Genomic DNA, 26,813 nt, shown 5'->3' with positions numbered 1-26,813 from the left:
CTTTCGGGGCCCACGGGGGTCACGGACCACGGACCACGGACCACGCCTCGATCCTCGGGCCACGCGCCGTCAGACCGTGGCCCCGGGCCCTCAGGTCCCGCCCGCGCCCCGGTCCTCGCGGATCTGCTCGACCACGCGGGCGACCGTGCGCCGTACCGCCTCGGTCTCCGTCAGAAAGTGCCAGTAGTCGGGGTGGCGTCCCTCGAGCCCGGTGACGGCCCGCTCCAGCCGCCCCACCGAGTCGTCCAGCGGCTGTGCGTGACGGGGGTCCGGGATGCTCCGCCCGGCCATGGCGAGGCGCTGCGCGTCCCGGATCGCGAACCGCGTGCGCTCGATCTCCTGCTGCGGGTCCTTCGCCACTGCGTTGAGCCGCTGCAGCCGGTCACCTGCCGCCGACACGGCCTCATCGGTGGCGTTCAGCAGCGCACGCACCGTGCTGAGCAGGGCCGTCGCATCCGCCCACCGCTGCTCGTCGCGTGCCTTGCCCGCTTCCTTGAGCTTCTCCTCGGCCTGACGGACGCTGATCGCCGCCTGCTCGGGGACGGGCTGCAGATCCTGCCAGCAGGCGGCGGAGAAGCGGCGCCGCAGCTCACTCAGGACCGGCTCGACGGATCCGGCGCGGTTGCTGAGAGCCTGCGCGCGGGTACGGAGCGACACCAGGCGCTTGTCGGTCTCGGCGGCACGCTCGGGCAGCCGGTCCGCCTCGGCCCGTACGGCTTCGGCGTCACGCAGCACCCGGTCGGCGCGCTGCAGGGTCTCGGCCACGCCGTGCCGGCCTGCGCCCTGGTTGAGCATGGTCAGCTCGGGGCCGAGTGCGGCGAGCCGGGCGGCGAGATCATCCGCTCGCAGACCGGAGCTCCGCGCCGAATCGAGAGCATTGCTCGCGGAAAGGAGCGCCTGTCGCGCCCGCTCCACGGCGGGCGCCAGCCGGGCGAGCTGTGTCTCGGCCTTGTCGAGCAGCGGCCCGAGCCCCTGCGCGAACCGGTCGAGCTCGCCCTTGACCCGTACGAGATCGTCCTTGGCCCGGTTCAGCTCACCGCGCGCCTGTGAAGCCACCGAGGCTTCCAGATCGTCACGGTCGAGATCATGGGCGTCGACGGCGGTGATGTACGCAAGGCTCACCTCGTCGATCCGCTGCCCGAGCGCGGCGAAGTCGTCCACGGCCCGGCGGGCGCCCGGCGAACTGTCCACCGCCGTGATTGTCTCTATCGAGATACGGAGATCGCGCTGAGCGGTGTCCAGTTCGACGAAGGCAGCGGCGGCGGCGTCCTTCGCGGCCTGTGCGTCGGCCCGCTGGCTCTCGCCGCGCCCGCCGAACCAGCGCCGCGTACCCCCGCCGGCGAACGCACCCGGCAGCGCCGCAACGACCAACGGCAACGGCAGCAGCATCAGCGCAAGGACGTCGCGGACGGCTCTCGCACTCGCTTTCGCTCTTGCGTGCGGCTGTGCGTGTGTCGCCGTCACATCCCTCTCCCGTGCCGAATCGCCCTGCCCGGTTCATTCTCCCACCAGGTAAGGACGAACACACGGGTTGGTTAGTTCGCGCTTCGCACAGTGACTTCACCGTTGTCGCTGCGTGCCTCGACCGCATGCGCGCTGCCGCTGGCGGTCGGCACGTCGACGTTCACATCGCCGTTGGCGCTCGTGGCGGTGACGGCGTACGGGGCTCCGGCGCGCGGCAGCTCGATGACGACCTCGCCGTTGTCGCTGACGCTCTCGATCCGGTCCGGCACGGCGGTGAGCCCGAGCTGAATGGACCCGTTGTCCGACCGGGCGGTCACGGTCTTGGCGGTGACGGTTTCGGTGACGATCTCGCCGTTGTCGCTGTTCAGCTCGAGGGGCCCGCTGGAGTCCCGTACGGTCACCTTGCCATTGCCGGAGCGGAGCTTCAGCGCGGTGTGGAATCCGTCGGCGGTCACGCTGCCGTTGTCGTCCTCGACGGTGACGGCGACGCTGCGCGGGACCTTCACGGTGTGCCGCGACTCGCAGTTGCTGGAGACCGCATCGCACTTGACGCGGAGGGTCAGCGTCCCGTCCTTCATCTCCCAGGAGGCCTCGGGCCCGTCCCCCAGGAACACCCACCCGTCGACCTGCCGGGTCACCTGCACGTCTTTCACATCGGCCGGCACCAGCTTGATCTCGGAGTTGTCGGAGTCGATGGTCAGCGTCTTCCCGGTGAGGGGGAAGGAACGGCTCTCGACGGGCGCTGCTCCGGCATCGACGCTCCCGCACCCGCTGAGAGCGACCGCGGCGACGACGGCGCCGCAGGCGGCGAGGAGTGTGCGGGCGTGGGTGTGGGTGCGCAGTGCGGCCACGGTGATCGTTCCCCCAGGTAGTTCTGCCGATGTGCCCCCAAACTATGCCCCCGCAAACGGCGGAACGATCCGGGCGACCACCGTCTCGGGGTGGGGGTAGCCCCCGTACTTGGCGGCGGTCGGGCGCCGTGGCGGGAACGGGTTTGCAGGGCGCCCCCGTCTGCCATGTACGCTGTTCCTTCATCCACGGGTGCGTAGCTCAGGGGTAGAGCGCTGCTCTTACAAAGCAGATGTCGGCGGTTCGAACCCGTCCGCGCCCACCAGCTGGAAGCGCGACAAAGGCCCAGGTCACCGGTATCGAACCGGAAGCCTGGGCCTTGTTCGTTCCCGACACCTTCTCGGCGGGGGAGGGGCGTCGTGCCACTTACGTGCCAGATGGAGTCCGCATCAAGTGCTCGCTGCGCTCGCTGCCCGACCCGGGCTCCGTCAGCGAACGAGGATCATTGCCGGCCCAGCCGCCACCCGCCGCCCAGCCGCATGGGAACGGCCCTATCCCATGCCTGCCAGGCACCCGAGTGGCCCCCAGAAGACGGCAAAGGCACCAGAAGCACCAGGAGCTCTCCAGTAGGCCATGGCCTCCGCGCCGAAGCCGGCCACTGCGAACAGGATCCCCAGCCAAAAGAGCGACGTGTTCCGCCTCTCCACGCCACCAAGCAGCACAACCAGACCGAGGGAGGGAAGAAAGAACGCGCCAGCCGTCCACCACTGGCCTTACGAGCTTTGCCAATCGCGGAGGCCGATGCGAGCACGAAGAGCAGCGACAGCCCTTAGGCGGCTCCGAGGGCGTCGCGCATGAGCGAGACGGCCTGGTCGACGGCTGCTCGGGTGGCCTTGGACTGGCTGAGCGAGTTGAGCATCATGAAGTCGTGCACCGTGCCGTCGTAGCGCACCGTGGTGACCGGAACGCCGGCGCCGCGCATCTTGGCGGCATACGCCTCGCCCTCGTCGCGCAGCACGTCGGCCTCGTCGACGATCAGCAGGGCGGGCGGCAGGCCGGTGAGCTGCTCGGTGGTGGCCCGGTTGGGAGAGGCGGTGATCTCCGCGCGCTGCTTCGGATCGGTGGTGTAGGCGTCCCAGAACCACTCCATCAGCTTGCGGCTGAGGTAGTAGCCATTGGCGAAGTCGTCGTAGGAGGCAGTGTCCATGGCCGAGTCCGTGACCGGGTAGTACATCGACTGCTGCACGAAGGTGACGTCACCACGCTCCTTGGCCATGAGGGCGAGCGCAGCGGTCATGTTGCCGCCGACCGACTCGCCGGCCACCGCCATGCGCCGCGCGTCCAGTCCCTTCGACGCCCCCTCGCGCGTGATCCACTGCGCGGTGGCGTAGCCCTGCTCAATGGCCACGGGGTAGTGGGCCTCCGGTGACGGTGTGTACTCCACGAAGGCCACCGCCGCGCGGGCCCCGACCGCCAGCTCCCGCACCAGGCGGTCGTGGGTGTCGGCGTTGCCCAGCACCCAGCCGCCGCCGTGCATGTACAGCACGACGGGCAGCGTTCCGGTGGCGCCCTTCGGCTTGACGATGCGCACCCGCACGTCGCCCACGGAGGCCGGTACGGTGATCCACTCCTCGTCGACCGGCAGCTTGTCGACCGGTGCGGCCTGCAGGTCGTCGAGGACCTTGCGCGCTTCGGTCGGCTTCAGCTCGTAAAGGAACGGGGGGTTCGAAGTCGCGTCGGCCAGCTCCTGCGCCGGCCGCTCCAGGACGATCGAGGCGGATTGAGCAGTCATGACGATGCTCCCTGTCACTACTGAGAAGCCCATGGTGAAGAGAGGTGGGCGCGTGATGCCCGTCCTGGGGGCCTCGGCGCCGCAGCACGCCTGAACTCTGGCCGAGCCCCTGGTCAAGCCCTCGATGGGGCGACACACCCATCGTAGTCGCGACCCTTGCGACCCTCGACTTCGAACGCCGGTCGACGAGGTTCGGAATACCAACCGGCGATGCCGCCATGATGTGGGCAGCCGATCAATAACAAGCACTGGTCAGCCCAGGGCGCCGTGGTGGCGTCCACGCTGTTTCCATTGGGCGGGGTGACAGGGGCCGCTGTTCGGGCTTGTGGCAGCATCACCGGGTCCGGGCCCCGTAGACCGGTCCGGATGTTTCCGTGGTCGGATGACACGTCTCGGCCAGGAGTTCACCTCGTGACGAAGACGCCAGACTCACCGACGCCTTGGTCCCTGCCGGGACGCCATCCCGAGCCCGGCGAGAGTCTCGATGACGCCATCGACCGCGACCACCACCAGGCCCGGTGCCACACGACCACGTTGCGCCAGTGTCATGACCTCGTCAGCTCTTCAAGGAACGCTTGGTCTGTTCTTTCGCGCCCCGCATCTTGCCCCGTGCTTCGAGAGCGGCGCCTTTTGCTGCGAGGGTTTCTTTGTGCACCGCGTGGGCCGCCGTCCGCACGGTCTTTCCGACGACCTGTTCGGCCTTTGCCTTGGCTCTTTCTCCGGCACTCATCTCGGTACCTCCGCGGAGTCTCACTGGTCGTGTGCCCTTGAGGCAGGGGGCAAAACCACAACCGCCGCAGGGACCAGCGAGTCGCCCCAGCAGCATCCACCAACCGAGAACCGGGAGACTTCACTCGCTAAGCCGCAGGTCAGAGAGATTCCTTGTTGGGCTTGGCGGCTTCTCCCGACCTATGTACGGGGCCGTATCGATTGATCGTCGTGCCACTGCCGTGCCAGAACAACCGGGCAGCCTCGGTCAATCAGGGGCTGACGCAGCGCCAACGCACGCGCCGGGGTGAAGGGCCTCCGCAGGAGGGATGAGCTGGGCGTACGCCTCAGAGATCATCGCCAGGCTTACAAAGCGGATGTCGGCGGTTCGAAACCGTCCGCGCCCACAGTGCACAGGCCCCGACCGATCATGGTCGGGGCCTTGTGGTGCCCTGTTGATGCCACATGGCATCCAGGGCGCCGGGGAACTCGACCCCGAGGTCCGAGACATGGGCGAGCTGATGGAGCGGATTCGGCAGGACATCCTCGCAGCGGCCGCCGACGCCTGAGCCGCATACGAATGCCCCCTCAGGCCGGAGCGGAGAGGGGGCGTGGTGTCGCGTTCGCGGTGTCAGGACAGGGCGGAGGTGAGCGTGATCGTCGTGCCCGTGAGGGCCTGGCTCACCGGGCAGTTGACCTTCGCGTCCTCGGCCGCCGTCTTGAAGGCGGCCTCGTCGATACCCGGCACCTGGCCCTGCACCGTGAGGTGGATTCCGGTGATGCCGGTGCCCGGCTCGAAGGTGACCGCGGCCTTCGTCGTGAGCAGCGTCGGTGGAGTTCCGGCCTTGGTGAGAGTGTTCGCCAGAGCCATCGAGAAGCAGCTGGAGTGGGCGGCGGCGATCAGCTCTTCGGGGCTGGTCTTCCCATGAGGCTCCTCCGCGCGAGAAGCCCAGGTCACGGGGAAGTGGCCGACTCCCGAGGAGTCGAGCGTAATTTCCCCGAAGCCCTTGAGTAGTTCGCCTTCCCACTCGGTGTGAGCGTTGCGCGTGGTGGCCACGATGAATCCCTCCTGTGTACGGATGACGTCTCCCAGATCGTCCGCCCTGCGACGGCCGCACGGGCTTCAGGCGCGCCGGTCCGTCTGTCCGCGGTCCGTCCGTCCGCGGTCCGTCCGTACGAGAGGCGTCGCCGGACCGGGGCGATCCATTCGCGATCGTGGTCCCGGGACGGAGGATCAGCCGCGATCACCACCGTTCCGCGATTGAGAACGTCGCACAGAACGTCGGGCGGCAATACCGTGGTGGTATTGCCACGCTTGCCCCGGCCCCGTGCCGCTGGGCGGCATCCGGCGGCGACTGCGGCAACCCGTGCCCACCCGTGTCGAGCGGGTGGCCGGTGAGCGACGCCGACGAGAGGACAGGACATGAGCGCCTCGACACCCGACGAACACGGGCCCCCCACCGATGGGCCTTCCCCCGAGGGAACCCAGTCCGCGGCGGACACCCAGGCCACCCTGATCGGTCTTGCGAACAGCGTGGCCCTGCTGCCGCAGGCGCCGCCGGTGGAGGGCGAGGAGGAGCGTCCCGAGGGCGCTATCGCCCTGCCGGTGATCGAACAGGACGGCACTCGATACATCCCCGTCTTCACGACCGAGGACGCGCTGGTGGCGGCCGGGGGAGACCCCGGGACCGCGCTCCGCATCCCCATCGTCGAGCTGGCCGCGAATTGGCCGGCGGACGACCTGTGGCTGGCGGTCAACCCGTCCACTGACCAGGGCCTCGCCCTTCCCCCCGACCTGGTGCGGGCGCTGCCCGGCGTCAGCCGGCGCAACGGTCAGGTCGGCCGGCCGGACCAGACCGGTGCGGAGGGGGATGGCGCCGGAGAGCCCGGCCGGACCCCGCCCGAGTGACAGGGTTTTCGGCCCCCGTCCGGCGTGCACGCGGCGCGGGGTGTGCGGAATGCGAACCCGAGTGCTGATGCAGTCGCAGTGGTGAGCGATTCGTCCCCTGACGCCGTTTTCCCCCCGACCGGGCGTGAGCGCGTCCGCGAGCGCCTGGCGGCCGAACGTACCGGTACGAGCGCCCAGATCGCCGCGTTGAGCCGTGACTTCGACGGGATCGTCGAGGCGAATGCCCTGGTGGCGATCGACGACGAGCACGACCCGGAGGGGTCGAGCACCGCCTTCGAGCGGGCCCATATCGCCGCGCTGCCGGCACAGGGGCGCGCCCACCTGGCCGATCTGGATCGGGCGCTGGAACGGCTGGAGCGAGGCGACTACGGCCGGTGCGAGGGTTGCGGCGAGCCGATCCCGGTGGAACGTCTGGAGGTGCGCCCCGCGGCGAGCACCTGCGTGCGCTGTGCCGCGGCCCGCCCCCGCTGACCGGGGCGGGCTCAGGACACACCGCCCCTGCGGCAGGGACCCCCGCGTCACCCCGCCGTGATCAGCTCCCGCGCGCACCCCCGCAGCCACGCGTGGTGCGTGGGCGCAACCTCGGTATGTTCCGACAGCTGGACGGCTATTGGCGGCTGAGCGCCCGCGAGATTCCGGCAGTCACCGCCGTGGCCAGGATCCATCCGGCAGCGATCAGGCCGTAGGCGAGCCACTGCTCGGTTCCCTCTGGCGCGAAAGCGCCCTCCTGTCCGAAGGTGATGACCGGCAACAGCAGATCCAGCGTGTAGAAGACCGCGTTGAACGCGGGTGCCTTTCCGGCCTCGAGCGGTCCTGGCGGATGCAGGCCGAAGACGACCGCGCCGATGGAGAGCAGCGCCACGAGCCAGAGGCCTGCGCGTAGCGGGCGGTAGCCGTAGCCGACGGCGGCGTCCTGGATGTAGCCCCAGAGACGGGTGTGCCGGGGGAGCGTGGTGCGTCGGTGGCGCTGTTTGGCGAGCAGGACCGTACGCGCCTCGTCCTCGTGTCCCAGCCGGCGGTACGTCCCGGCGAGCTGCTCATACGGTTGGGGGAGGTAGTCGTCCGTGTCGCGTCGGAGCCAGTCGAGCCGTTCGGCCGCTGCCAGGGGCGAGGTGAGGACGTCGTACGTCGCCTCGGCCAACCGCAGGCCGGCGGGCCAGCTTTCAGGTGCGTCGTGCAGGTGCCCGATGCGGGCGCCGCGCAGGTCGACCAGGCCCTCGGGTGGAGCTGCCGTGCGCATGTCGGCCTCCTGGGCCTGGACCCGGTTGAGGGAGAGGACGGTGCCGCCGGGGTTGGCGAGCCGGGCGTGGCGAAAGCTGAGAACCGTACCGGTCCGGCTGCCGTCGAGCCGTATGCCTCCGTCGACTGTGAGGCCCTCGCCGAGATCGAAGTTGCGGTTGACGTTGACGTCGACCGCTTCCAGGGCCACGTCGCCCGGGTTGCTCAGCCGGGCGCCGCAGAAGCCGATCGCTGCCGCGACTGTGGCGCCCGACAGGATGATCCGGCCCTCGGCACGGAAACCGGGATGGAGAGTGAAGTCTTCGGTTATCTGTACGTGGTAGGCGTCCAGGGCGTGGCCGCCGGGATTCCTCAACGAGGCGCGCTCCAGATCGAACTCTCCCGCTATGGACGCGCCGGACAGACGGAAGCGTCCTTCGGTGGCCAGGCTCGTGCACAGCCAATCACCGTCCACGCGGGCACCGGCGGCGGTTATGGCATCCCCGCCAGGCACCTTGATCACGGCTTCGCGCAGGTCCACGTCTCCGTGAACCTGTGCCCGGGTGAGTACGAGGGACCCGGCAAGGCGGCAGCCGGACAGGATCAGTGGTCCGTCGATCTGCGCCGAGTGAGCGTCCAGCCCCGGCAGTTCGCAGCCGGTGAGGGTGAGTTCGCGCGTCTGGGCACCTCGCAGGAGTGGCGCCTCGTCGAACCGGCAGTCGGTGAGCACGACCGGGTAGGGGACCGATGCGAACCGCAGGTCGAGCACGCCCGTGATACGCGCGCCGGTCAGGCGGAGCGCCGGGCGGTCGCCGTGCGCGACATCCGCGGCACCCAGCAGCAGCGCGGCGGCGACCTCGGCCCGGACGACGCCCTCCGCAGACGGCGAGCCGTCACGGACATCGACGGCGGCGCCCTGGGGGAAGGCACTCCACAATTGGCTCTCGCAGGCGGTCAGTTCATCGAGGGGCACAATTGATCATCATTCCCGTGCGGCTGCGCCCGGGACAAGCCGCCAGCCCGCCCGGGCCGCCCGTGCCGGACGGAGCGGCTGCGGGACCGGGAATATCGGTGCGGTGCCCCGTGGTTGGCGTGCGGTGACTGTTGATGATCATTGGGGAGGTCAATGTCCGAGGTCGGGGTGCAGGGGACTGTCGCGGAGGGCTTCGAAGGCGTACGGGAGGAGTTCGCCGCTGTACTCGCGGAAGGGATCACCGAGTCCGGTGCCCAGCTCGCGGCGTACGTGAACGGGCAGCAGGTCGTCGACCTGTGGACCGGAGGCGGGATGGCGGGCGACTCGCTGACCGGCGTCTACTCCGTCACCAAGGGCGCGGCGCATCTGGTCGTCGCACTGCTCGTGCAGGACGGTGTACTCGAGCTCGACCGTGAAGTCGCCCACTACTGGCCGGAGTTCGCGGCCGAGGGCAAGGACCGGCTCACCCTGCGGGAGCTGATCGGGCACCGCGCCGGGGTGATCGGCGTCGACGGCGGGTTCACCATCGAGGAGCTCGCCGACGACCGGGTGCTTGCCGCCCGCCTCGCGGGGCAGCGGCCGTACTGGGAGCCGGGGACGGCGTACGGGTACCACGCCCTCGTCATCGGCGCTCTCACCGGCGAAGTGGTACGCCGCGTCACCGGGCAGTCGATCCAGGAGCTGTACGAGGAGCGGGTGCGGGCTCCGTACGGGCTCGACTTCCATCTCGGGCTGCCCGAGGCGCTGGAAGCGCGCTATGCGGACGTACTGCCGATGCAGCCCACGCCGGAGCAGCTCGCCGAGCTCCAGGCCGGTGCCCCGGATCCGGAGGGCCTGACGGGGATCGCCTTCGGCCTCAACGCCACCCCGCCCACCGACCTGGTGGAGCTGGCCAACACCCGTGCCGTGCGGGCACTCGGCCAGGCTTCGGCGGGCGGGGTGGGGAACGCGCGCGGAGTCGCGGGGCTGTTTGCCGCCGCCATCAGCGAGTTGGACGGCAGGGTGGCCCTGCTGAAGTCGGACACGGTCGCGGAGTTTGCCCGGCTCTACGCGGTGGGCACCGATCTGGTCACCGGCGACCAGGACACTTTCGGCCTGGGTTTCCAGGCGTTGGGGCAGCGCTACTCGTTCTTGGGTGCGGACGCCTTCGGCCACAGCGGGGCGGCCGGAGCGCTGGGGTTCGCCGACCCGGGCAGCGGGATCGCATACGGCTATGTCCGGCGCCGGTACGCCTTCCCGGGCGGAGCCGCCGCAGAGAACGACCGGCTGGCCGCGGCGGTCGTGAGGGCCGCCACCGCCCAGGGCGTGCTTGAGAAGTAGCGCCGTCCGCCCGCAGGGCGGGCGCGGGACTTCCGCAACCCGCCCAAGCCGTGGAGATGCACGTCAGAGGCCCCTTCGCCGGCAGACGGAGGGGCCTGCGGCATGGGCAGTGGCGATTTCCTCGGGCCGGTGGCAGGTCAGGCAGCCGGACTCCGACGGCCTCGCCCCGAGGCCGTGGCACGGGGCACACTGAACGCATGTGCCGCAGCATCAAGACTCTCCGCCCGCCCGTCCTCCCCGAAGAGGCCACCGAGGAGGACATCCGGGCCGCCGCCCTGCAGTTCGTGCGCAAGGTGTCCGGATTCCGTGCCCCCGCCGCGCACAACCGTGAGGTCTTCGAGCAGGCCGTCGACGATATCGCCGAGGCGACCCGCCAGCTGCTCGAAGGGCTCGAGGTGCGCGGTTCCGGCGGGGCCGCTAAGCGGCCGGTTCAGGAGCCGGTGCCGGAGTCGGACGCCGCATGACGTACGCGGCCAGCGCGCCCGCCGCGAACAGCGCGAGCACCGAGACCGCCGCGCCGACCCAGCTCGCGCCGAGCCACTGGCCGCCGAAGTAGCCGAGCCCCACGCTGTAACCCGCCCACGCCACGCCTGCCAGAGCCGACCAGGGCAGGAACTCCTTCACCTTGCGGTGCGCCGCGCCCGCGCCCAGTGAGACGACCGAGCGGCCGGCCGGGGCGAAGCGGGCGATCACGACGAGGGCGCCGCCGCCGCGGCTGAGGGCCGCGCCAAGACGTTCCTGCGCGGTGGTCAGCCGGCGCGAGCGGGCGATTGCCCGGTCCAGCCGGTCGCCGCCGCGCCAGGCCAGCCGGTAGGCGACGAGGTCGCCGAGTACGGACGCGGTGGCCGCGCAAAGAATCAGGACGAGCAGCGAGGGCACCTCGTGCGGGACCTGTCCGGCCGCGGTCTGGACGGACCCGTTGGCCGTGGCGGTGGTCGAGCCCGCAGCGGCGGCGGTCGCCGCCGTGATCACCAGGACTCCGCTGGGCAGCACGGGCAGGAAGACGTCGAGAAGTACGGAAAGCGCCACGACGGCATAGATCCATGGGCTGCCGGTCAGCGACCCCACACTCTCAAGCACCCGAACTCCCCCCGGTTTCGGAAAAAACGCCGCGACGTCGCAGGGGAGCGGCAGGGGCGGCCGTACAGCTGTACAGCGTACGCCTGGGGTTTACCTCGAGATCGTCCGGGGGCGCTGATGTTGTGATCCTCACGTCTGTTCAGCCTCACGTCCGCTGAGCCCCAGGTCTGCTGACCTTCACGTCTGCTGATCCTCACGGCGCCGGGCGTGTGGAGCACGCGAAGCGCCCGGTCCCTCGTCGTACGGGGCCGGGCGCTTCCTCTGCTTCGGATGCGGCGGGTGGGTCAGGCCGTGACGGCCGTGGCCTCCTCCTGGCGCTCCTCCTGCGCCGACCGGCTCGCGCCGCGCGGCGCGAACAGCTGGTCCAGCGCCAGTGCGCCCGGTCCGGTGAAGACCAGCAGCAGGAAGGCCCAGCAGTACAGCGCGGACCCCTCGCCACTGTTCTGCAGCGGGAAGAGGCCCTCCGGCTGGTGGACGGTGAAGTATGCGTACGCCATCGAGCCGGAGGCCACGAAGGCGGCACTGCGGGTGCCGAGGCCGAGCAGCACCAGTACGCCGGCGACCAGCTCGATCACCGCCGCGTACCAGCCGGGCCAGGTGCCGGCCGGGATGGTGCCGCCGCCGGCCGCGCCGCCGAGGACGCCGAAGAGCGAGGCGGCGCCGTGGCAGGTGAAGAGCAGGCCGACGACGATGCGGAACAGGCCGAGCGCATAGGGCTGGGCCTTGTTCAGCCGGGTGGACAGCGAGGGATTTGCCATGGGGGGCTCCTTCGGTCTGGGGACGTGAAACCGACGAGGGAAGCCCTAGGTTAGGCAGACCTAATCAATACTTGCAAGTTCAACATTTGGTGAGCGGCCGATTTTCGCCCTGGATTCCGTTTCCGTACCCCGCTGCCATTCCCGCGGCGTTTCGAGCGTGCGCAGGGCGGCGCGCGCCACCGCGTCCGCGTCCGACAGCGTCACCGAGTCGACGCCCGGCCTGGCCCCGGCCGCGGTCACCCAGTGCACGCCCTCGGTGGGCACGCCGATGGCGAAGCGCCGAGGGTGCGGACGGCCTTGACGGTTGATCAGACGGTACGGGCGCTGTGTCACGTCCAGCCCTCCGGTTTCGTAGCCGTCGATGGAATGCGGGCGGCACTGGCCGGTCTTCAGCAGCCGCTCCAGCAGATCGTCACAGGTCCGCCGGAGGTCCGGCTCCGGCAGTCGCGCCTCGATGAGCGTCGTCGCCGTCACGAAAGAGCCGGGAACGTCAGGTGATTCGGCGGTGAATGCCCCGTCCAGGGCCTCGTCCGACAGTGCGTCCGCCGTCCCGATGGTGGTGCGCGGACCGACGACCTCCAGGACGCCCGCCTCGATCAGCGCCGTCATCTCCTCGATCCGGCGGCGCGGCGGCCCGATGGAGAGAAAGGCGTTCAACGGGGTGTACCAGCGGTCGAGATGGTCGCGCCGGGAGGTGCCGGAGAGGCCTGCGTGGTCCACGATCAGACGCAGCTCGTTGCGCAGATCGCGCAGTACGTCGAGGGCGGCCTTCAGCGGGCCCGCGACATTGCCGAGCGCGGCCTGCGCGGCGTCCTGCCGCAGATGGCCGAGGAGCCAGGCGCGGTGCTCGGCGGGCGAGGCCAAGCGCTGACCGGCGTACGGGCGCGAAATCCGGTCCCAGGACCAGTGATCCGCCTCCGCGACCCCGAACGCGTCCAGTACGGCGGCCTCTTGGGCGCTGCCATGGGGAGTGTCGAGGAAGCGGTCCCTGAAGCCGTGAGGAGCGGAGCCTCGCGGACCGGCGAGCAGTGCCTCGTAGTGGACCGTCTCCACCTCCTTGGCCACCAGCGGCCATATCTCGGTCAGGAAGTCCGGCGGATCGCCCTCGTCCGCCCTCTTGCGGAAGACCGCGATCACATCCGGGGTCAGGACGAGCGGTTCGTGCCGGCCGGAGGGGCCCTTGGCGTTGTCTCCGCGCGCCTGGTAGGGAACGCCGCGCCGCGATCCCGCGTACAGCCGCGGCTCGCGGCCCGAGGGCCGGTAGGCGAGCTCGCCGCCGTCGCCGCGTACGAAGGTGCCGCCGCGGCCCGTCGTCAACAGGGCCATATGGTCGAAGAAGTTGAGCCCGAGGCCGCGCAGCAGAACTGATTCCCCAGGGGCCACGGCGGAGAGGTCGAGGTCGGCGGGGTTGGCCGGCTCGTAGTAGCGCAGGCGGGGGTGGCGGGCGGCGTACTCGGCGAGATGCGCCGTGGTCTGCCGGCAGACCACGGGCAGATGGCCCTGGGCGAGGATCACCGCGCACAGGCCGGTGAGCGTGGTGCCGTCGTCGAGGGTGAGGCTCTGCGTCGGGGCGGCGGGCCCCTCGCGGCGGTGGGCGTCCCGGTCGTCGTCGAGCCGTGTCGCCCGCGCCCGGTGGACCCGCACCGTCACCGTGTCCGGTGCGCCGCCCACCGCCCGCAGGAACGCCCACTCCAGATAGCGGCCGTAGCAGGCCCGCGTCGGGTAGTCGTCGGGGCCGAGCCGCTCGTCGGTGTGCGCCGCCGCCCACTCGTACAGGCTCGGACCCGGACGTATCGGACCCTCGCAGGCAACGCTGTCATCCGTGAACAGAGTGACCTGCGAGGCCACCGTGTTCATCAGCAGTTCGGCGGGCTGGTCCGTACGCCAGACGCGGCCCGGTCCCGGCGGTGACGGGTCGACGATGTGGACCATGAGCGGCGTCCCACGGGTGAGCTCGGCCACCGACGCGCAGAGTCTCTCGAGAACGGAGGTGCCGCGAGGGCCCGCGCCGACGACCGCGATGGCGCGGGTGTGGGCGACTGCTGCTGATCGCACATCGCGTACGTCGGACAAAACAGGAACTCCCGGGGCATGTGGGGTGCTTGGAAGCGGAGCGTCCGGCTCATCATGCCGGGGGAGGGCCCTGAGTCGAACCCCTGGGGCGGAAGATCACGCTCCGCTGCGGGAAGGATCACGCTCCGCTGTGGGTTGGATCACGGTCCGCGGTCAGCTGTCGCTCGTCCGCCGTCACCAACCGCGCGGCCGCCCCCGCCACCGCTTGCGCCTGGTCCAGCCGCAGCCCGGCCGTGCGCCCGCGCAGCGCCAGCGTCATCAGGTGATTGCCGAACCAGGGACCGCCCGTCCGCCGCCAGTCGACCGGCGGCCTGCCCGTCCGGCCGTGACGGGCGAAGGCATGGCCGAACCGCCTGCCCGCCCGGCTCCAGCCGAAGCGGAACCCGAGCCGTATCGAGCGGGGGATGGAGTTGTGCACGGGCGAGCAGGTCAGTTGCAGCACCCGGGCGTCGGGTGCGCCGTCCGGCCACGTGGGCTCGGCGATGTACGCATGGTGCACGTCTCCCGACAGCACGCACACCGTCGCCGGGGCGTCGGGACCGCTGCCCGCCTCCGCGATCAGCCGCGCCAACTTCTCGAAGGAGTCGGGGAAGGCGGCCCAGTGCTCGAGATCCGCCCGTCTGCGCAGGTCCTCGCCGAACCGTGCCCATCGCTCGCCCCGCTCGCCCCGGCACAGCGCGGCGTTCCAGCTCTCCGCGTTATGGATCAGCGGCGGCAGCAGCCAGGGCAGGGAGGTGCCGATCAGGAGATGGTCGTACGTCCCCCGCCCGGCCAGCGCCTGCTCGCGCACCCAGCGGGCCTGGTCCGCGTCCAGCATCGCCCGGTTCTTCTCCTCCAGGACCCGGGCGGCGCGGGTGTCGACCATCAGCAGCCGGGTCCGGCCGAAGTCGCGGCGGTAACTCCAGCGCACAGAGGCCGGATGGGCGTCCGCCTCGGCGGCGAAGTTCTTGAGGCGGTCGGTTCCGTCGGGGGCGGCCCGCACGGCGGCGTACAGCTCGTCGGACTCCAGCTCCTCCGGCGAGAGATTGCCCAGGTGCTGATAGACCCAGTACGACATCAGGCCGCTGAGGATCCGCTCCTGCCACCACGGCGTCTCGCGCATCTCGGCCAGCCAGGATGCGCTGGTGTTCCAGTCGTCGATCACATCGTGATCGTCGAAGATCATGCAGCTGGGGACCGTGGAGAGCAGCCAGCGCACCTCGGGGTCGCTCCACGACTCGTCGTAGAGCCGGGTGTACTCCTCGTAGTCCGCGACCTCCGCGCCGGGCGGCTCGGAGAGATCCCGCCGGGCCGCGAGCCAGGCCCTGGTCTCCTCGGACGTCTCGTCCGCGTACACCTGGTCGCCCAGCAGGAGCAGCACATCGGGGCGTACGGCGGTGGGATCGGCCGCCAGTTCGACGGCGAGGGTGTCGAGCGCGTCCGGCCCGACAGGGTCGTGCCCGTCGGCGGGCGCGGCCGACCAGCGGCAGGAGCCGAAGGAGACGGTGACGCCGTCGGAGGGGACATCCGGCGTACGGATCGTGCTGTCCGGCAAGAGGGAGCCTTCGAGCGGCCAGACCTTGCGGCCGTCCAGCAGCACTTCGTACGCCGTTGTCGTGCCGGGCGTCAGACCGGTCACCGGCACCAGCGCGTAGTGGTGGCCTGCGATCTGGAACGTGCGCGAGGTGCCCTGTGCGCCGTCGGCGCACCGGACCTCGGCCGTGCAGGGCCGGTCGGCCTCCACCCAGATGGTCGCGCTCCCGCCGGACTCCCAGTCGACGTACCGCAGCAGTGGTCCCAGGCGCAGTCCCGCCATGTGTGCCCTCCTCCGTCGCCCCGTACGGTACGGAACGACGGGGGAGGGCGGCCAGCCTACGGGCCGGATCGCAGCCGGAACGTGAGACCCTGGCCGAATCGCCTGGTCAGCAGCCGTTCAGGATGCCCTGGAGCGCGCTCTTCTCGGCCGAGTCCACCTTCAGGTTGTAGTAGTGCTTCACGTCCACCCACATCCGGGCGTACATGCAGCGGTACGAGGTGCGCGACGGCAGCCACTCCGCCGGGTCCTGGTCGCCCTTGGCCTGGTTGACGTTGTCGGTGACGGCGATCAGCTGCGGGCGGGTGAGGTCGTTGGCGAAGGCCTGGCGCTGGGCGGTGGTCCAGCTGCTCGCGCCGGACTTCCAGGCCTCGGAGAGCGGCACCATGTGGTCGATGTCCACGTCGGAGGCGGCGGTCCAGGTGGCACCGTCGTACTCGGAGAACCAACTGCCGCTGGTCGCCGCACAGCTGGAGTCCTGGACGACGTTCGTACCGTCGCGCTTGAGGACGACCTCACGGGTGTTGCACGCGCCCGACTGGGTGATCCAGTGCGGGAACTTGTCGCGGCTGTAGCCGGTGGAGGAGCCCTCGGCCGCCACGGTCAGCTGGCCGAGGTAGGTGCGGGCGGTGGCGGCGCTGACGGGGGTGGGCGGGGAGGCCTGGGCGGCGGGGGCGGTGGCCAGCAGGCCGGTGGTGGCGAGAGCGGCGGTGGCGGCGAGCACGGCTATTCGACGGGTTTGACGCGCGTAGACACCAGACATGCGAACTCCTTGGATGTGGGGGGAGCTTGGCCGTTCGGGCGAGGCCATGGTTGCGGCGCCAGGTTTCCGTGGGGTGGGCGCCAGGTAACAGAGTGGCGACATGGGCACGACAGATCAAGGGTTCTGACGCTCCGACAGATACCGGTCTGCGGCGTACGGTTGTCGAGTGCTGCTGACGGTCAATGTCACTTTCGGGGTCGTACTGGCCGTCCTGCTGGTTGTCGCGGCGACGGTGGCCGCCGTCGCTCACCTAGGGCGGGCCCGCGAGATCGCCGTCGCGGGCGTACGGGCGGCGGTCCAACTCGCGGCCGTCTCCCTGGCGATCGGATGGGTGGTCCGTTCCGTACCGCTGCTGCTCGCCTTTCTGCTGCTGATGTACGCCGTCGCCGTACGGACGGCGGGCCGGCGCATCACCGGGAACCGGACCTGGTGGTGGGCCGGGCTGCCGATCGCCGCGGGCGTCGTGCCTGTCGTCGCCGCGCTGCTGCTCACGGGCCTGGTGCCGCTCAAGGGCATCGCGCTGATCCCGGTGGCGGGCATCCTCATCGGGGGCGCGCTCACCGTGACCGTGCTCGCCGGGCGCCGGGCACTGGACGAGCTGGCACTGCGGCGGGGTGAGGTGGAGGCGGGGATGGCGCTCGGGCTGCTCGACCGCGACGCCCGGCTCGAGGTGGCGCGGAGTCCGGCGTCCGACGCGCTGCTGCCGGGTCTCGACCAGACCAGGACCGTGGGGCTCGTCACACTGCCGGGCGCGTTCGTCGGCATGCTGCTGGGCGGGGCGTCACCGGTGCTGGCGGGGGCCGTGCAGCTGTTTGTGCTGGTCGCGCTGATGGCGGTGCAGGCGGTGTCCGTGTCGGTCGTGCTGGAACTGGTGGCGCGGGGACGGCTGTACCGGGATCCGGCGTGACGGCCGTCTCGCGTACCCTGGACGGAGCAGAAGGGGAGTAGCTCTTCGCCGGAACGTCGACATACTGCTGGGCCTCGTGCCCGGCCGGCGCCCGGAGGCGGCCTCGTCGAGGCCCGTCAGCGAGACCTTCGGCCGCAGTGCCCATGTATGCATTCATGGCGCTGCCGTGCCGAAGCGACCCCTGAAACGCTCAGGACTCTCGGCAGGGCCGCGCCCCGACCGATTGAGGACTCCCACCCATGATCAGCTTCACCGTCATGGCGATCACGTTCGGCGTCGTCTTCCTCGCCGAACTCCCCGACAAGACCGCGCTCGCCGGTCTGATGCTCGGCACCCGCTACCGCGCCTCGTACGTCTTCGTCGGCGTCGCGGCCGCCTTCGCCGTCCATGTCGTGCTCGCCGTCGCTGCCGGCAGCGTACTGACACTGCTGCCGCACCGGCTGGTGCAGGCGGTGGTCGGCCTCCTCTTTCTGGCGGGCGCCCTGATGCTGCTCATGAAGAAGGGCGACGGGGACGAGGAGAACATCAAGGCCCCGGCGGACCAGTCCTTCTGGAAGGTCTCGGGGGCGGGCTTCATGCTCATCCTGGTCGCGGAGTTCGGCGATCTGACCCAGGTCATGACCGCCAACCTCGCCGCCCGCTACGACAGCCCGCTGTCGGTCGGCGTCGGCGCGGTGCTGGCGCTGTGGGCGGTCGCGGGCATGGGCATCCTGGGCGGCCGGACGCTGATGAAGTACGTACCGCTGCGGTTGATCACGAAGGTCGCGGCCTGTCTGATGCTGGCGCTGGCCGGCTTCAGCCTCTTCGAGGCGATCGCTCCCTGACGCGCGGTCCTTTATCGGCTCGCACCGCGGTGTGGAGGTCCTGGAGTTCCCGGGCGGCCATGGTGGCTACGTCGAGCATCCGGCCGAGTCCGCCGAACTGCTGGCAAAGGCGTTGCTGAGCCGAGCCTGAGGACCGGGCGCTCAGGCCACCGGGGGTGCCACCCGCAGTTCGATGGTGCCGTCCGGGCTCTCGGTCACCGTCAGGTGTGTGAGGTCGGGGACATGGGCGTCCGGGGTGAGGGCTGCCGCCCGGGGGCCTACGCCCACCACGCGCATACCCGCCGCGCGGGCCGCCTCGATGCCTGCCTCGGAGTCCTCGAAGGCGATGCAGTCCGCCGGGTCGAAGCCCAGCTCGGCCGCGCCCTTGAGGAAGCCCTCCGGGTCCGGCTTGCTCGCGCCGACCCGCTCCGCGGTGACGCGGATCTGCGGCATCGGCAGACCGGCGGCGGTCATCCGGGCCCGGGCGAGCGCCTCGTCCGCCGAGGTCACCAGGGCGTGCGGCAGTCGGGCGATGGCGGCCATGAAGGTGGCGGCGCCCGCGACGGGGACGACGCCGTCGATGTCCGCGGTCTCCTGGGCGAGCATCACGCGGTTGTCGGCGTGGTTCTGCTCCATGGGGCGGTCCGGGAGGAGGACCGCCATGGTGGCGTAGCCCTGCCGGCCGTGGACGACCTTGAGCGCCTCGTCCGGGTCCAGGCAGTGCTCGGTCGCCCAGAGCCGCCAGCAGCGCTCGACCACGGCGTCCGAGTTGACGATGGTGCCGTCCATGTCCAGCAGGAGGGCGCGTGCGGTCAGATCGGACGGGGTGGCTGCCGGCATCGGCGTACTCCAGGGCGCGGAAGAAGAGAAAACAAGCGGCTCCGCCCGCCGGTCAGGGAATACGGGCGGAACCACTTTGTTCCTACACGATACAAAACGAGGGCGGTTAGCGCCACCTGGTTTCGCGTCCGTCCCGCATCGCCCACCCCGGTCCAGGGTGGTCCGCCGCCAACTCCGTGTGCGTCATGGCCCGTCAGGGTTCCCGGGTCTCCGCCTCCAGCGCGCGGCGCGTGTCCGGGCCGTAGACCCCCTCGGGATCGCTTTTGACGTCCCGGTCCCGCTGGAAGACCCGCACCGCTTCCTCGACGCTGTCGCTGTACTGCCCGTCCGCCTGGCCCCCGTACATCCACGCCTCCGCCAGCCGCTTCTGCAGCTCCACCACCTCAAGGCCGCTGTCCCCGCGCCGCAGCGTGGCCGGCGCCGGCGGCTCCGGCGCCGGCTGGGACACCGTTCCCGTGGCCCGTGCCGTGGATGCCGGCGGCGTCGATGGGCGCTCGGGCCGCCCGGACGGCTCCGGAGCCGTACGCGGCGAGGAGTGCGAAGCCGACGGCGTACGGGAAGGCGCGGCCGAGGCCGACGGGGACACGGAACGGGTCGGCGACGACGAGGGCGCGTCCGGTACGGCGGCGCTCACGCCCGGCGCGCTCGTCTCCGTGTCCGGCAGGGCCGTGTTCCGCTCCTCGTCCCCGGAGAACAGCCCGCCGGCGAATGCCGCGGTCCCGGCCATCGCCAGCGCGGCCGCGCCCACCATCAGCCCGGCGAGCGGCCGGCGGCGGTGCTGCGGCACCGGATCAGGGTCCACGGAAAGGCGGGCAGTCGGCTCCGTACGAGGCCGGGGCCGGGGCGCCAACACGGGCAACGGCAACGGCAGCGGCAGCGGCGCCGTCGCCGCCTCCGGCTCGGTCCCGCTCCCCTCCGGCGCCTCCTCCCCGTGCCGACCTTCCTCCCCGTGCGGCCTTTCCAACGTCACATACGGGCGTATCCGCAGTGGATCGAAGTCCTCCGCCGCCGCGATCTCCGCCTTCCGCTCCGCACGTACCGCGTCCGCGGCACGTTCCGCGCAGTCGCAGCCGGATCCCGCTCCGCCGTCGGCGCCCCGCGGCGTACCGCATCCAGGACATGCATGTCCGGCCATCGCGGCTCCCCTCCCCTTGGGCTGCCAGCGATTATCCAACCGCCCACCGCGATACCCAACGAGCCCACGCCCGGCTCGGCAGGCCATAACCGGTCACAGCCAGCAGGATGGAGAGGAGAGTGTTGAGGACGAGTGAAAGGGCGCGGAACCGAGGGGACAGCGAGGAGACAGATCGGCATGGCTCAGGAAGTGAGCACCCCGGCCGTGAGTCCGGCCCCAGGTGAGGGCCAGAAACGGCAGACCGTCATGGTCGCCATCGGCGCACTGCTGCTGGGCCTGCTGCTCGCCGCCCTCGACCAGACCATCGTCTCCACCGCGTTGCCGACCATCGTCAGCGACCTCGGCGGCCTGGAGCACATTTCGTGGGTGGTCACCGCGTACCTGCTGGCCGCGACCGCCGCCACCCCGCTGTGGGGCAAGCTCGGTGACCAGTACGGCCGAAAGAAGCTGTTTCAGACCGCCATTGTCATCTTCCTCGTCGGCTCCGCGCTCTGCGGCATCGCCCAGAACTTGCCTCAGCTCATCGGCTTCCGCGCGCTCCAGGGACTCGGCGGCGGCGGACTGATCGTGCTGTCGATGGCGATCGTCGGCGATATCGTCTCGCCGCGCGAACGCGGCAAGTACCAGGGCCTGTTCGGCGCGGTCTTCGGCGCGTCCAGCGTCCTCGGCCCACTGCTCGGCGGCTTCTTCACCCAACACCTCAGCTGGCGCTGGGTCTTCTACATCAACCTGCCGGTCGGCATCGTCGCGCTGCTCGTCATCGCCGCCGTACTGCACATCCCCGTACGCCGGACCAGGCACACCATCGACTACCTCGGCACCTTCCTCATCGCCTCCGTCGCCACCTGCCTGATCCTCGTCGCCTCCCTCGGCGGCACCACCTGGGCGTGGGGCTCGCCGCAGATCATCGCCCTCGCCGTCCTCGGAGCCGTACTCCTCGTCGTATTCGTGTACGTCGAGCGGGGCGCCGCCGAACCCGTACTGCCGCTCAAACTCTTCCGAATCCGCACCTTCACGCTCGTCGCTGTCATCAGCTTCATCGTCGGCTTCGCGATGTTCGGCGCGTTGACCTATCTGCCGACGTTCCTGCAGGTCGTCCACCGCATCACACCGACCATGTCCGGTGTGCACATGCTGCCGATGGTGCTCGGCATGCTGCTCACCTCCACGGGCTCCGGCCAGATCGTCAGCCGCACCGGCCGCTGGAAGGTCTTCCCGATCGCCGGCACCGGCATCACCGCCGTCGGCCTCGTGCTGCTCCACCAGCTCGACGAGACCAGCTCCACCTGGGAGACGAGCGCGTACTTCTTCGTCTTCGGTGCCGGTCTCGGCCTGGTCATGCAGGTGCTCGTGCTGGTTGTCCAGAACGCCGTCAGTTACGAGGACCTCGGCGTCGCCACCTCCGGCGCGACCTTCTTCCGCTCCATCGGAGCCGCGTTCGGCGTCGCCATCTTCGGCACGATCTTCACCAACCAGCTCCAGAACAAACTGGCCGACGCGCTCGCCGGACGGCCGGTGCCGTCCGGCGCCGGTGCCGGGCAACTGGCCGACGACCCGCGCGCCATCGCCGAACTGCCGCCCGCGCTGCGCCCGTCGGTACTCCATGCGTACTCGTCAGCCATCACCGATGTCTTCCTGTACGCCGTGCCCGTCGTGATTCTCGCCTTCGTCGTCGCCTGGTTCCTCAAGGAGGACAAGCTGCGCGGCTCGGTCACCGCGCCAGATCCCAGCCAGACGCTCGCCTCCAACCCGGTCGAGCGTTCCTCGCACGAGGAGTGTGCCCGGGCCCTGTCATTGCTGGGCTCGCGCGAGGGCCGGCGTCGGATCTACGAGAAGATCAGCGCCAAGGCGGGGTACGACCTGCTGCCCGAGGCCAGTTGGCTGCTGCTGAGGATCAGGCGCCACGGCACGGTGGAGCCGGGGCTGCTCGCCGACGCCACGCCCGTACCACTGCACGTCATCACCGACGCGGCCCGGCAGGTGGAGGAGCGGGGGCTCGCCCGCCGCTTCGGGTTGCAGCTGATCCTCACCGACCGGGGCCTGGAAGCGGCCATGCGGCTCGCGAAGGCACGCGAGGAGTCCCTCTCGGAGCTGCTCGGCGACTGGTGGGGACCGGAGCGGCCGACCGATCTGGTGCAGCTGGTGGAGGAGTTGAACGCGGAGCTGTGCGGGTCGGACGCGGAGCGGCCGTACAGTCCGCCGCCGAAGCGGGACCACGCGGCCTGAGCTCCGGACGGCTCGGGTCTCCGGGCGGCTCGGAGCTCCGGGGCTCCTGGTCGCCTCAGAGCTCCTTGCCGTACCAGATGTCCATGTACGGACCCGAGCAGTACGCCGGGATCTCGGCGTAGCCGTTCCGGACGTAGAGCTTCCGCGCCTCGATCAGATCGAGCCGGGTATTGAGGACCATCCGCCGGGCGCCCAGCTTGCGCGCCTCGTTCTCCAGGGTCTCCAGCAGGATTCCGGCGCCTCTTCTGCCGCGGAAGGGACGGCGCAGATAGACGCGTGTGAGTTCGGCGCGCTCGGCGTCCAGCATCAGCACCCCGCCGCAGGCCGCGGCCTTGGCGCCGTACCGGCCGACGACGAACTGGCCGGTGGGCGGCGTGAGTTGTTCGGCGCCGTCGCCGCTGAGCCCCTGGTCGATCTCCTCGGCGGTCGCGGGGCGCTGCCAGTAGCGGCTCGCGACCTCGTCGTAGTACTCGCGCCGCAGGGCGCTCGCGTCGGAGGAGTCGAATGCTTCGGGGGCCAGGGTCCAGGTGGTCATGACGATCTCTGTACCGGAGGAGCGGGCCGTTTGGCCAACGAATTCCGGGCAACCCGCCTTCGGGAGGGCCCCTCAACCCCAGTTCAACCGAGTTCAACCGAGTCGCATACACCGAATCGTGAACAGGGAAGGCAGCCATGTCCACAGTCCTGATCGTCGTCGCTCTGGTAGCGGTGTTCGCGATCGTCGTCGCCGCGGTGCTCCGCGCGGGACCGGGCAGGGGAGGCGGCCGGCGGGGGCTGAAGCGGCGGTTCGGCCTCGAGTACGAACTGGCCCTCACCCGCCACGACGGCGACACCAAGGCCGCGGAACGTGAACTGAACGAGCGCGTCAAGCGCCACGGCGATCTGAGGCCGCAGCCGCTGGCGAACGAGACACGTGAGCTGTACCTCGCCCAGTGGGCCGGTCTCCAGGAGCGCTTCGTCGACTCACCGGTCAAGGCGGTCGCCGAGGCGGACCAGCTGCTGGCGCGGCTGGCGGCGGAGCGGGGCTTCCCCGAGGCCGCACAGTACGAGGAGCAGCTCGCCGCGCTCTCCGTGCATCACGCGGAACACGTGGGCGGCTACCGCCGGGTGCACCGCGCGACGCGCGGACAGTCGAGCACGGAGGAGCTGCGTGAGGCGATGGTCGAGAGCCGTGCGCTCTTCGAGGCCCTGGTCCATGCCCGTCCCGAGGATCCCCTCGCGCACCGTGCCGGTGCGGTGGAGCGCGGCGGGCGCGGGCATCTGCTGAAGCCGAAGGGGAGTGGCGCGTGATGACGTACGAAGCGGAGCGGGCCAAGACGCCCGAGCGGGCCGAACACCCGGAGCGTTCCAAGGGCCTTGAGAGCCCTGAGCGACCTGAACACCTCAAGGACGTCGAAGGCCTCGAAGGCATCGAGAACACCGAAGACCGCGAGCCTCGCGGCCAGACCCCTCCGCGGCAGCTGATCCCGCAGGACGAGCGCGACAAGCTGACGCTGCGGCTGCAGCAGTCCCTCGGCGGCTTCGTCGACGGGCCGCGGCACGCTGTCGAGGAGGCGGCCGCGGTACTGGAGGACACCGCCGACCGCATCACGATCGCCCTCACCGAACGGCGTCAAGCGCTCCGCGCCGACTGGGACGGCGGGAACGAGCGCCGCCCGGCGGAGGCGGACACAGAGGAGCTGCGGGTCGCCCTGCGCGCGTACCGCGAGGTGACGGAGCGGCTGCTGCGGATCTAGATCGTGGCCGGAGGCCCGGGTGTTGGGCCTGGGTGTTGGGCCCGAATGCAGGACCTGGGCCTCAGGCCTTCGGGGCGGCCTGCTGGACCACCTCGAACGACCACAGCGTGGACCCGGTGGCGGCGGGCTTGGGACGCTCACCGCCTTCGCCGCCGCCCGGACCGCCCTGGCCCGCGCCGTGTGAGGCCTTCATCGAGCCCTCCATCCAGGCCTGGAAGGCGGCCTCGTCGCGCCAGCGTGTGTAGACGAGGTACTGGTCGGTCCCCTCCGCGGGGCGCAGCAGCTCGAACCACTCGAAGCCGTCGGAGTTCTCCACCGAGCCCGCGCGGGCCGCGAAGCGCTTCTCCAGCACCTCGCGCTGTTCCTCAGGGACGGTCAGCACATTGATCTTCACGATGCTCATGCGGCCATCTTGCCGTACGGCCCACGCTCACCGGCATGACGCACGGAACGGGCCGCGGCTGCCGCGACCGCACGCCCCGCCCGTCCTCAGGCCACCACGCGCGCCAGCAGGAACCCGTCGTACCCCTTCGTGCCCACCGTCTGTACCGCCGTCGCGCTCAACCGCGGCTCCCGTGCCACCAGTTCGTACATCTCCCGCGTGCCCACGATCGCCGGGCCCGTGTTGTCCGCGTCCACCACCGCGCCGCCCCGCACCGCGTTGTCGACGATGATCACGCTGCCCGGGCGGGTCAGCTTCAGCGCCCACTCCACGTAGCGCGGGTTGTTCTCCTTGTCCGCGTCGATGAAGACCAGGTCGAACGGGCCCGCGCCCGATTCCGTCGCCAGCTTCGGCAGCGTCTCCAGCGCCGCGCCCGTCCTGACCTCCGCGATCTTGTCGAGGCCGGCGTGGGCGAGATTCGCCCGGGCCACCTCCGCGTGCGCCGGGCTGTACTCCAGCGAGATCAGCCTGCCTTCCTCGGGCAGCGCCCTGGCCAGCCAGATCGTGCTGTAGCCGCCCAGCGTGCCGATCTCGAGCACCGTGCGCGCGCCCTGCATCCGGGCCAGCAGGTGCAGCAGCTTGCCCTGGTTCGGGGCGACAGCGATGGCGGGCAGGCCGGCCGCGTCGCTTGCCGCGAGGGCGGCGGTCAGGGCTTCGTCGGCCGGGACGAGGTGGTCGGTGATGTAGTGGTCTACGGCAGTCCACCGGTCCTGGTTCTCCTGAGTCATACGCCCCAACCTATTTCAGGCGATCGGTGGCGGCACTTGGATCGCCGGAGGTGGTACGACCGGACTGCGCCGCCGTGCCCGTACGCGCAGCAGCACCACGGCCACGAGAACCGCCAGGCCCCCGCCGACCGTCAGCAGCCACGCCGGGACACCGGCCACCGTCAACAGCTGGTTCTCGTACACCACCCGCCGGAAGGGGGTGTCCTTGTCCGTGGCGCGCAGTTCATGGTCGCCGTCGATCCGCTTGGGCTCCGGAAACTCCTGGTCCAGCGCCGTCAGGAAGGTCTCGCCGCCGCCCGTGAACCCGGAAAGCGCCGCGTTCGGCTCCACCTTCCCCGCGTACGTCACCTCCGGCGCGTTCCCACCGATCGAGCCACGCGGCTCCATCCGGTGCGGCGCCAGCACAAACAGCCCCAGTGACTGCGCGGTCCTGGCCAGCCGCGACAGCCGCATCGGGTAGATGAGCCTGTCGCTGGCGAAGCGCAGCCGCAGCGGGTCGAGCGTGCCGCGCAGCACGGAGCCCGCCGTCTCGGGGGCCAGGCGCACCGCCACGTACTCCCACTTCTGCTCGACGTACGGCTTCAGCTCGCGTGCGAGGCCGTCCGGCAGCTCGAAGCCGTTCTGCTCCAGCCAGCCGCGCAGCGCGCCGGGATCGGTCGCCGTCAGCCGTGCGACGTCGAAGTCGCCGAGGCGTTCGCGGCCGACCACACCCACCGCCGGCGCACCGGCCGCGGGGGCCGGTTCGCCCGCGGAGTCGCCGGAACCGCCGAGGAAGGGCCAGTCGTCGCCGCGTGGCCAGAAGTAGTGCCGCGTCCGGTGCTCCGGCGCGATGATCGTCTCGAGCTCGTCGAAGAGCGCGCTGTCGCCGAGCTCGACCGTGGCACGGCTCGGCACCGGCATGATCCAGGCAGCCTTGGGAGCGTCGCCGTCGACCGTGAAGCGCATCAGGATCTGCTCCGTACGGCCGTCCCAACCGACCACCGACGTCTCCCGGTTGACGTACACATGGGACTGCTTGTCCGGCACCATCGCGCCGCATCCGCAGGCGTACGCCGGGCTGACCAGCGATCCGAGTTGTAGTGCAAGCAGTGCGAGCACCACCAGCAGCAGCCGCTGCCTCCGTGGCCCGCGCACCGGTGTCCTGTCTTGTATGTTCCCCCGCATGCCTCCTGTGACGGCGCCGCGGACCTCGCGGTTCCAGTGCCGTCGAACAAGATGGTCGAACGAGATATTCGGTCAAAACGGGGTGACAGTCAGGCGAAGAGGGGGTTGCCTGAGTCTCCTTCGTGGGGCAGTGCAAGGCTCTATGAACCGGGAGCAGCCCGGGACATGCAGCACCGGCGCACAGAACGTGAAC

26 protein-coding genes and 1 tRNA gene are annotated in these 26,813 nt (G+C 70.6%); 10 read left to right on the top strand and 17 right to left on the bottom strand.

Going from position 1 to position 26,813, the window contains the following annotated elements; genetic code table 11:
- Positions 1–90: 90 nt before the first annotated feature.
- Together AB0D12_RS02220 and AB0D12_RS02215 are read right to left on the bottom strand one after the other, a co-directional pair.
- The gene (locus tag AB0D12_RS02220) at positions 91–1,464 is read right to left on the bottom strand and encodes a hypothetical protein (RefSeq protein WP_362676148.1); all 1,374 of its coding nucleotides are present in this window, start codon (positions 1,462–1,464) and stop codon (positions 91–93) included.
- Positions 1,465–1,535: 71 nt separating this feature from the next.
- A complete protein-coding gene (locus AB0D12_RS02215; RefSeq protein WP_362676146.1) occupies positions 1,536–2,315 on the bottom strand; it encodes a DUF4097 family beta strand repeat-containing protein in 780 nt (259 codons plus the stop codon).
- 188 nt (positions 2,316–2,503) lie between these two features.
- Between AB0D12_RS02215 and AB0D12_RS02210 the strand changes: the two genes are divergently transcribed.
- Positions 2,504–2,578 (top strand) — tRNA-Val (locus tag AB0D12_RS02210).
- Between the two features lie 504 nt (positions 2,579–3,082).
- Here the strand turns inward: AB0D12_RS02210 and AB0D12_RS02205 are convergent.
- The 3 genes from AB0D12_RS02205 to AB0D12_RS02195 all read right to left on the bottom strand — a co-directional run bounded on the left by AB0D12_RS02205 (position 3,083) and on the right by AB0D12_RS02195 (position 5,810).
- Positions 3,083–4,045: an alpha/beta hydrolase gene (locus AB0D12_RS02205; protein WP_362676144.1), complete on the bottom strand. Its 963-nt coding sequence runs from the start codon at positions 4,043–4,045 to the stop codon at positions 3,083–3,085.
- A gap of 556 nt (positions 4,046–4,601) precedes the next feature.
- Complete coding sequence (locus AB0D12_RS02200; RefSeq protein WP_362676142.1) at positions 4,602–4,775, bottom strand: hypothetical protein; 174 nt, start codon at positions 4,773–4,775, stop codon at positions 4,602–4,604.
- Positions 4,776–5,384: 609 nt separating this feature from the next.
- On the bottom strand, positions 5,385–5,810 hold the full coding sequence (locus AB0D12_RS02195; protein WP_362676140.1) for an OsmC family peroxiredoxin: 426 nt from the start codon (positions 5,808–5,810) through the stop codon (positions 5,385–5,387).
- 366 nt (positions 5,811–6,176) lie between these two features.
- Between AB0D12_RS02195 and AB0D12_RS02190 the strand changes: the two genes are divergently transcribed.
- The gene (locus AB0D12_RS02190; protein WP_362676139.1) at positions 6,177–6,662 is read left to right on the top strand and encodes an SseB family protein; all 486 of its coding nucleotides are present in this window, start codon (positions 6,177–6,179) and stop codon (positions 6,660–6,662) included.
- Positions 6,663–6,743: 81 nt separating this feature from the next.
- Positions 6,744–7,133, top strand: coding sequence for a TraR/DksA C4-type zinc finger protein (locus AB0D12_RS02185; RefSeq protein WP_362676137.1), 390 nt, complete (start codon positions 6,744–6,746; stop codon positions 7,131–7,133).
- A 136-nt stretch (positions 7,134–7,269) separates the two neighbouring features.
- Here AB0D12_RS02185 and AB0D12_RS02180 read toward each other — a convergent pair whose 3' ends face one another.
- Positions 7,270–8,853, bottom strand: a complete 1,584-nt coding sequence (locus tag AB0D12_RS02180; RefSeq protein WP_362676135.1) for an oxidoreductase — start codon at positions 8,851–8,853, stop codon at positions 7,270–7,272.
- 153 nt (positions 8,854–9,006) lie between these two features.
- Here AB0D12_RS02180 and AB0D12_RS02175 point away from each other — a divergent pair, with 153 nt between their 5' ends.
- Positions 9,007–10,173 (top strand): serine hydrolase domain-containing protein, encoded by a 1,167-nt coding sequence (locus tag AB0D12_RS02175; RefSeq protein WP_362676133.1) that lies wholly within the window; start codon positions 9,007–9,009, stop codon positions 10,171–10,173.
- A 197-nt stretch (positions 10,174–10,370) separates the two neighbouring features.
- Positions 10,371–10,637 carry a DUF2277 domain-containing protein gene (locus tag AB0D12_RS02170; protein WP_362676131.1) on the top strand — a complete coding sequence of 89 codons (267 nt, stop codon included), beginning with the start codon at positions 10,371–10,373 and terminating at the stop codon, positions 10,635–10,637.
- Here the strand turns inward: AB0D12_RS02170 and AB0D12_RS02165 are convergent.
- From AB0D12_RS02165 to AB0D12_RS02145, 5 genes are all read right to left on the bottom strand, one after another.
- Positions 10,591–11,253, bottom strand: coding sequence for a VTT domain-containing protein (locus AB0D12_RS02165; RefSeq protein ID WP_362676129.1), 663 nt, complete (start codon positions 11,251–11,253; stop codon positions 10,591–10,593). The two genes, AB0D12_RS02170 and AB0D12_RS02165, sit on opposite strands and share 47 nt — an antisense overlap.
- 284 nt (positions 11,254–11,537) lie before the next feature.
- The gene (locus AB0D12_RS02160; protein ID WP_362676127.1) at positions 11,538–12,011 is read right to left on the bottom strand and encodes a DoxX family protein; all 474 of its coding nucleotides are present in this window, start codon (positions 12,009–12,011) and stop codon (positions 11,538–11,540) included.
- A 60-nt stretch (positions 12,012–12,071) separates the two neighbouring features.
- Positions 12,072–14,066: an FAD/NAD(P)-binding protein gene (locus AB0D12_RS02155; RefSeq protein WP_362676125.1), complete on the bottom strand. Its 1,995-nt coding sequence runs from the start codon at positions 14,064–14,066 to the stop codon at positions 12,072–12,074.
- A 136-nt stretch (positions 14,067–14,202) separates the two neighbouring features.
- Entirely contained in the window at positions 14,203–15,879 is a 1,677-nt protein-coding gene (locus AB0D12_RS02150; RefSeq protein ID WP_362676123.1) for an alkaline phosphatase D family protein, read from the bottom strand.
- Between the two features lie 106 nt (positions 15,880–15,985).
- Positions 15,986–16,639: an HNH endonuclease family protein gene (locus AB0D12_RS02145; protein WP_362676121.1), complete on the bottom strand. Its 654-nt coding sequence runs from the start codon at positions 16,637–16,639 to the stop codon at positions 15,986–15,988.
- Between the two features lie 166 nt (positions 16,640–16,805).
- Here AB0D12_RS02145 and AB0D12_RS02140 point away from each other — a divergent pair, with 166 nt between their 5' ends.
- On the top strand, positions 16,806–17,546 hold the full coding sequence (locus AB0D12_RS02140) for an ABC transporter permease (RefSeq protein ID WP_362676119.1): 741 nt from the start codon (positions 16,806–16,808) through the stop codon (positions 17,544–17,546).
- Positions 17,547–17,785: 239 nt separating this feature from the next.
- Positions 17,786–18,370 (top strand): TMEM165/GDT1 family protein, encoded by a 585-nt coding sequence (locus tag AB0D12_RS02135; RefSeq protein WP_362676117.1) that lies wholly within the window; start codon positions 17,786–17,788, stop codon positions 18,368–18,370.
- A gap of 141 nt (positions 18,371–18,511) precedes the next feature.
- On the opposite strand, the gene AB0D12_RS02130 is transcribed toward AB0D12_RS02135, so the two are convergent.
- Together AB0D12_RS02130 and AB0D12_RS02125 are read right to left on the bottom strand one after the other, a co-directional pair.
- A complete protein-coding gene (locus AB0D12_RS02130; RefSeq protein WP_362676115.1) occupies positions 18,512–19,189 on the bottom strand; it encodes an HAD-IA family hydrolase in 678 nt (225 codons plus the stop codon).
- A gap of 193 nt (positions 19,190–19,382) precedes the next feature.
- Entirely contained in the window at positions 19,383–20,324 is a 942-nt protein-coding gene (locus tag AB0D12_RS02125; protein ID WP_362676113.1) for a peptidoglycan-binding protein, read from the bottom strand.
- Positions 20,325–20,501: 177 nt separating this feature from the next.
- Here AB0D12_RS02125 and AB0D12_RS02120 point away from each other — a divergent pair, with 177 nt between their 5' ends.
- On the top strand, positions 20,502–22,550 hold the full coding sequence (locus tag AB0D12_RS02120) for an MFS transporter (RefSeq protein WP_362676111.1): 2,049 nt from the start codon (positions 20,502–20,504) through the stop codon (positions 22,548–22,550).
- 55 nt (positions 22,551–22,605) lie between these two features.
- Here the strand turns inward: AB0D12_RS02120 and AB0D12_RS02115 are convergent, their stop codons facing one another.
- Positions 22,606–23,085: a GNAT family N-acetyltransferase gene (locus AB0D12_RS02115; RefSeq protein WP_362676109.1), complete on the bottom strand. Its 480-nt coding sequence runs from the start codon at positions 23,083–23,085 to the stop codon at positions 22,606–22,608.
- 137 nt (positions 23,086–23,222) lie between these two features.
- Here AB0D12_RS02115 and AB0D12_RS02110 point away from each other — a divergent pair, with 137 nt between their 5' ends.
- Positions 23,223–23,840: a hypothetical protein gene (locus AB0D12_RS02110; RefSeq protein ID WP_362676107.1), complete on the top strand. Its 618-nt coding sequence runs from the start codon at positions 23,223–23,225 to the stop codon at positions 23,838–23,840.
- Positions 23,840–24,286 (top strand): hypothetical protein, encoded by a 447-nt coding sequence (locus tag AB0D12_RS02105; protein WP_362676105.1) that lies wholly within the window; start codon positions 23,840–23,842, stop codon positions 24,284–24,286. Before AB0D12_RS02110 ends, AB0D12_RS02105 begins: the two co-directional genes overlap by 1 nt.
- A gap of 61 nt (positions 24,287–24,347) precedes the next feature.
- Here the strand turns inward: AB0D12_RS02105 and AB0D12_RS02100 are convergent, their stop codons facing one another.
- From AB0D12_RS02100 to AB0D12_RS02090, 3 genes are all read right to left on the bottom strand, one after another.
- Positions 24,348–24,689 (bottom strand): antibiotic biosynthesis monooxygenase, encoded by a 342-nt coding sequence (locus AB0D12_RS02100; RefSeq protein ID WP_362676103.1) that lies wholly within the window; start codon positions 24,687–24,689, stop codon positions 24,348–24,350.
- A gap of 86 nt (positions 24,690–24,775) precedes the next feature.
- The gene (locus tag AB0D12_RS02095; RefSeq protein ID WP_362676101.1) at positions 24,776–25,456 is read right to left on the bottom strand and encodes an O-methyltransferase; all 681 of its coding nucleotides are present in this window, start codon (positions 25,454–25,456) and stop codon (positions 24,776–24,778) included.
- Between the two features lie 15 nt (positions 25,457–25,471).
- Complete coding sequence (locus AB0D12_RS02090) at positions 25,472–26,620, bottom strand: DUF2330 domain-containing protein (RefSeq protein WP_362676099.1); 1,149 nt, start codon at positions 26,618–26,620, stop codon at positions 25,472–25,474.
- Between the last annotated feature and the right edge of the window lie 193 nt (positions 26,621–26,813).

It is taken from the genome of Streptomyces sp. NPDC048479 (assembly GCF_040651435.1).
In the GTDB taxonomy this organism is placed as follows: domain Bacteria; phylum Actinomycetota; class Actinomycetes; order Streptomycetales; family Streptomycetaceae; genus Streptomyces.
Note: the sequence above shows the minus strand (reverse complement) of the source record. Positions and strands in the feature narration are given on the sequence as shown.

Bases quoted from the DNA above. Each gene is read 5' to 3' on its own strand.
- AB0D12_RS02110 (WP_362676107.1), top strand. From the start codon at position 23,223: ATGTCCACAGTCCTGATCGTCGTCGCTCTGGTAGCGGTGTTCGCGATC.
- AB0D12_RS02160 (WP_362676127.1), bottom strand. From the start codon at position 12,011: ATGGCAAATCCCTCGCTGTCCACCCGGCTGAACAAGGCCCAGCCCTAT.
- AB0D12_RS02105 (WP_362676105.1), top strand. From the start codon at position 23,840: ATGACGTACGAAGCGGAGCGGGCCAAGACGCCCGAGCGGGCCGAACAC.
- AB0D12_RS02150 (WP_362676123.1), bottom strand. From the start codon at position 15,879: ATGGCGGGACTGCGCCTGGGACCACTGCTGCGGTACGTCGACTGGGAG.
- AB0D12_RS02145 (WP_362676121.1), bottom strand. From the start codon at position 16,639: ATGTCTGGTGTCTACGCGCGTCAAACCCGTCGAATAGCCGTGCTCGCC.
- AB0D12_RS02135 (WP_362676117.1), top strand. From the start codon at position 17,786: ATGATCAGCTTCACCGTCATGGCGATCACGTTCGGCGTCGTCTTCCTC.
- AB0D12_RS02130 (WP_362676115.1), bottom strand. From the start codon at position 19,189: ATGCCGGCAGCCACCCCGTCCGATCTGACCGCACGCGCCCTCCTGCTG.
- AB0D12_RS02120 (WP_362676111.1), top strand. From the start codon at position 20,502: ATGGCTCAGGAAGTGAGCACCCCGGCCGTGAGTCCGGCCCCAGGTGAG.
- AB0D12_RS02175 (WP_362676133.1), top strand. From the start codon at position 9,007: ATGTCCGAGGTCGGGGTGCAGGGGACTGTCGCGGAGGGCTTCGAAGGC.
- AB0D12_RS02125 (WP_362676113.1), bottom strand. From the start codon at position 20,324: ATGGCCGGACATGCATGTCCTGGATGCGGTACGCCGCGGGGCGCCGAC.
- AB0D12_RS02170 (WP_362676131.1), top strand. From the start codon at position 10,371: ATGTGCCGCAGCATCAAGACTCTCCGCCCGCCCGTCCTCCCCGAAGAG.
- AB0D12_RS02200 (WP_362676142.1), bottom strand. From the start codon at position 4,775: ATGAGTGCCGGAGAAAGAGCCAAGGCAAAGGCCGAACAGGTCGTCGGA.
- AB0D12_RS02090 (WP_362676099.1), bottom strand. From the start codon at position 26,620: ATGCGGGGGAACATACAAGACAGGACACCGGTGCGCGGGCCACGGAGG.
- AB0D12_RS02115 (WP_362676109.1), bottom strand. From the start codon at position 23,085: ATGACCACCTGGACCCTGGCCCCCGAAGCATTCGACTCCTCCGACGCG.
- AB0D12_RS02205 (WP_362676144.1), bottom strand. From the start codon at position 4,045: ATGACTGCTCAATCCGCCTCGATCGTCCTGGAGCGGCCGGCGCAGGAG.
- AB0D12_RS02100 (WP_362676103.1), bottom strand. From the start codon at position 24,689: ATGAGCATCGTGAAGATCAATGTGCTGACCGTCCCTGAGGAACAGCGC.
- AB0D12_RS02095 (WP_362676101.1), bottom strand. From the start codon at position 25,456: ATGACTCAGGAGAACCAGGACCGGTGGACTGCCGTAGACCACTACATC.
- AB0D12_RS02190 (WP_362676139.1), top strand. From the start codon at position 6,177: ATGAGCGCCTCGACACCCGACGAACACGGGCCCCCCACCGATGGGCCT.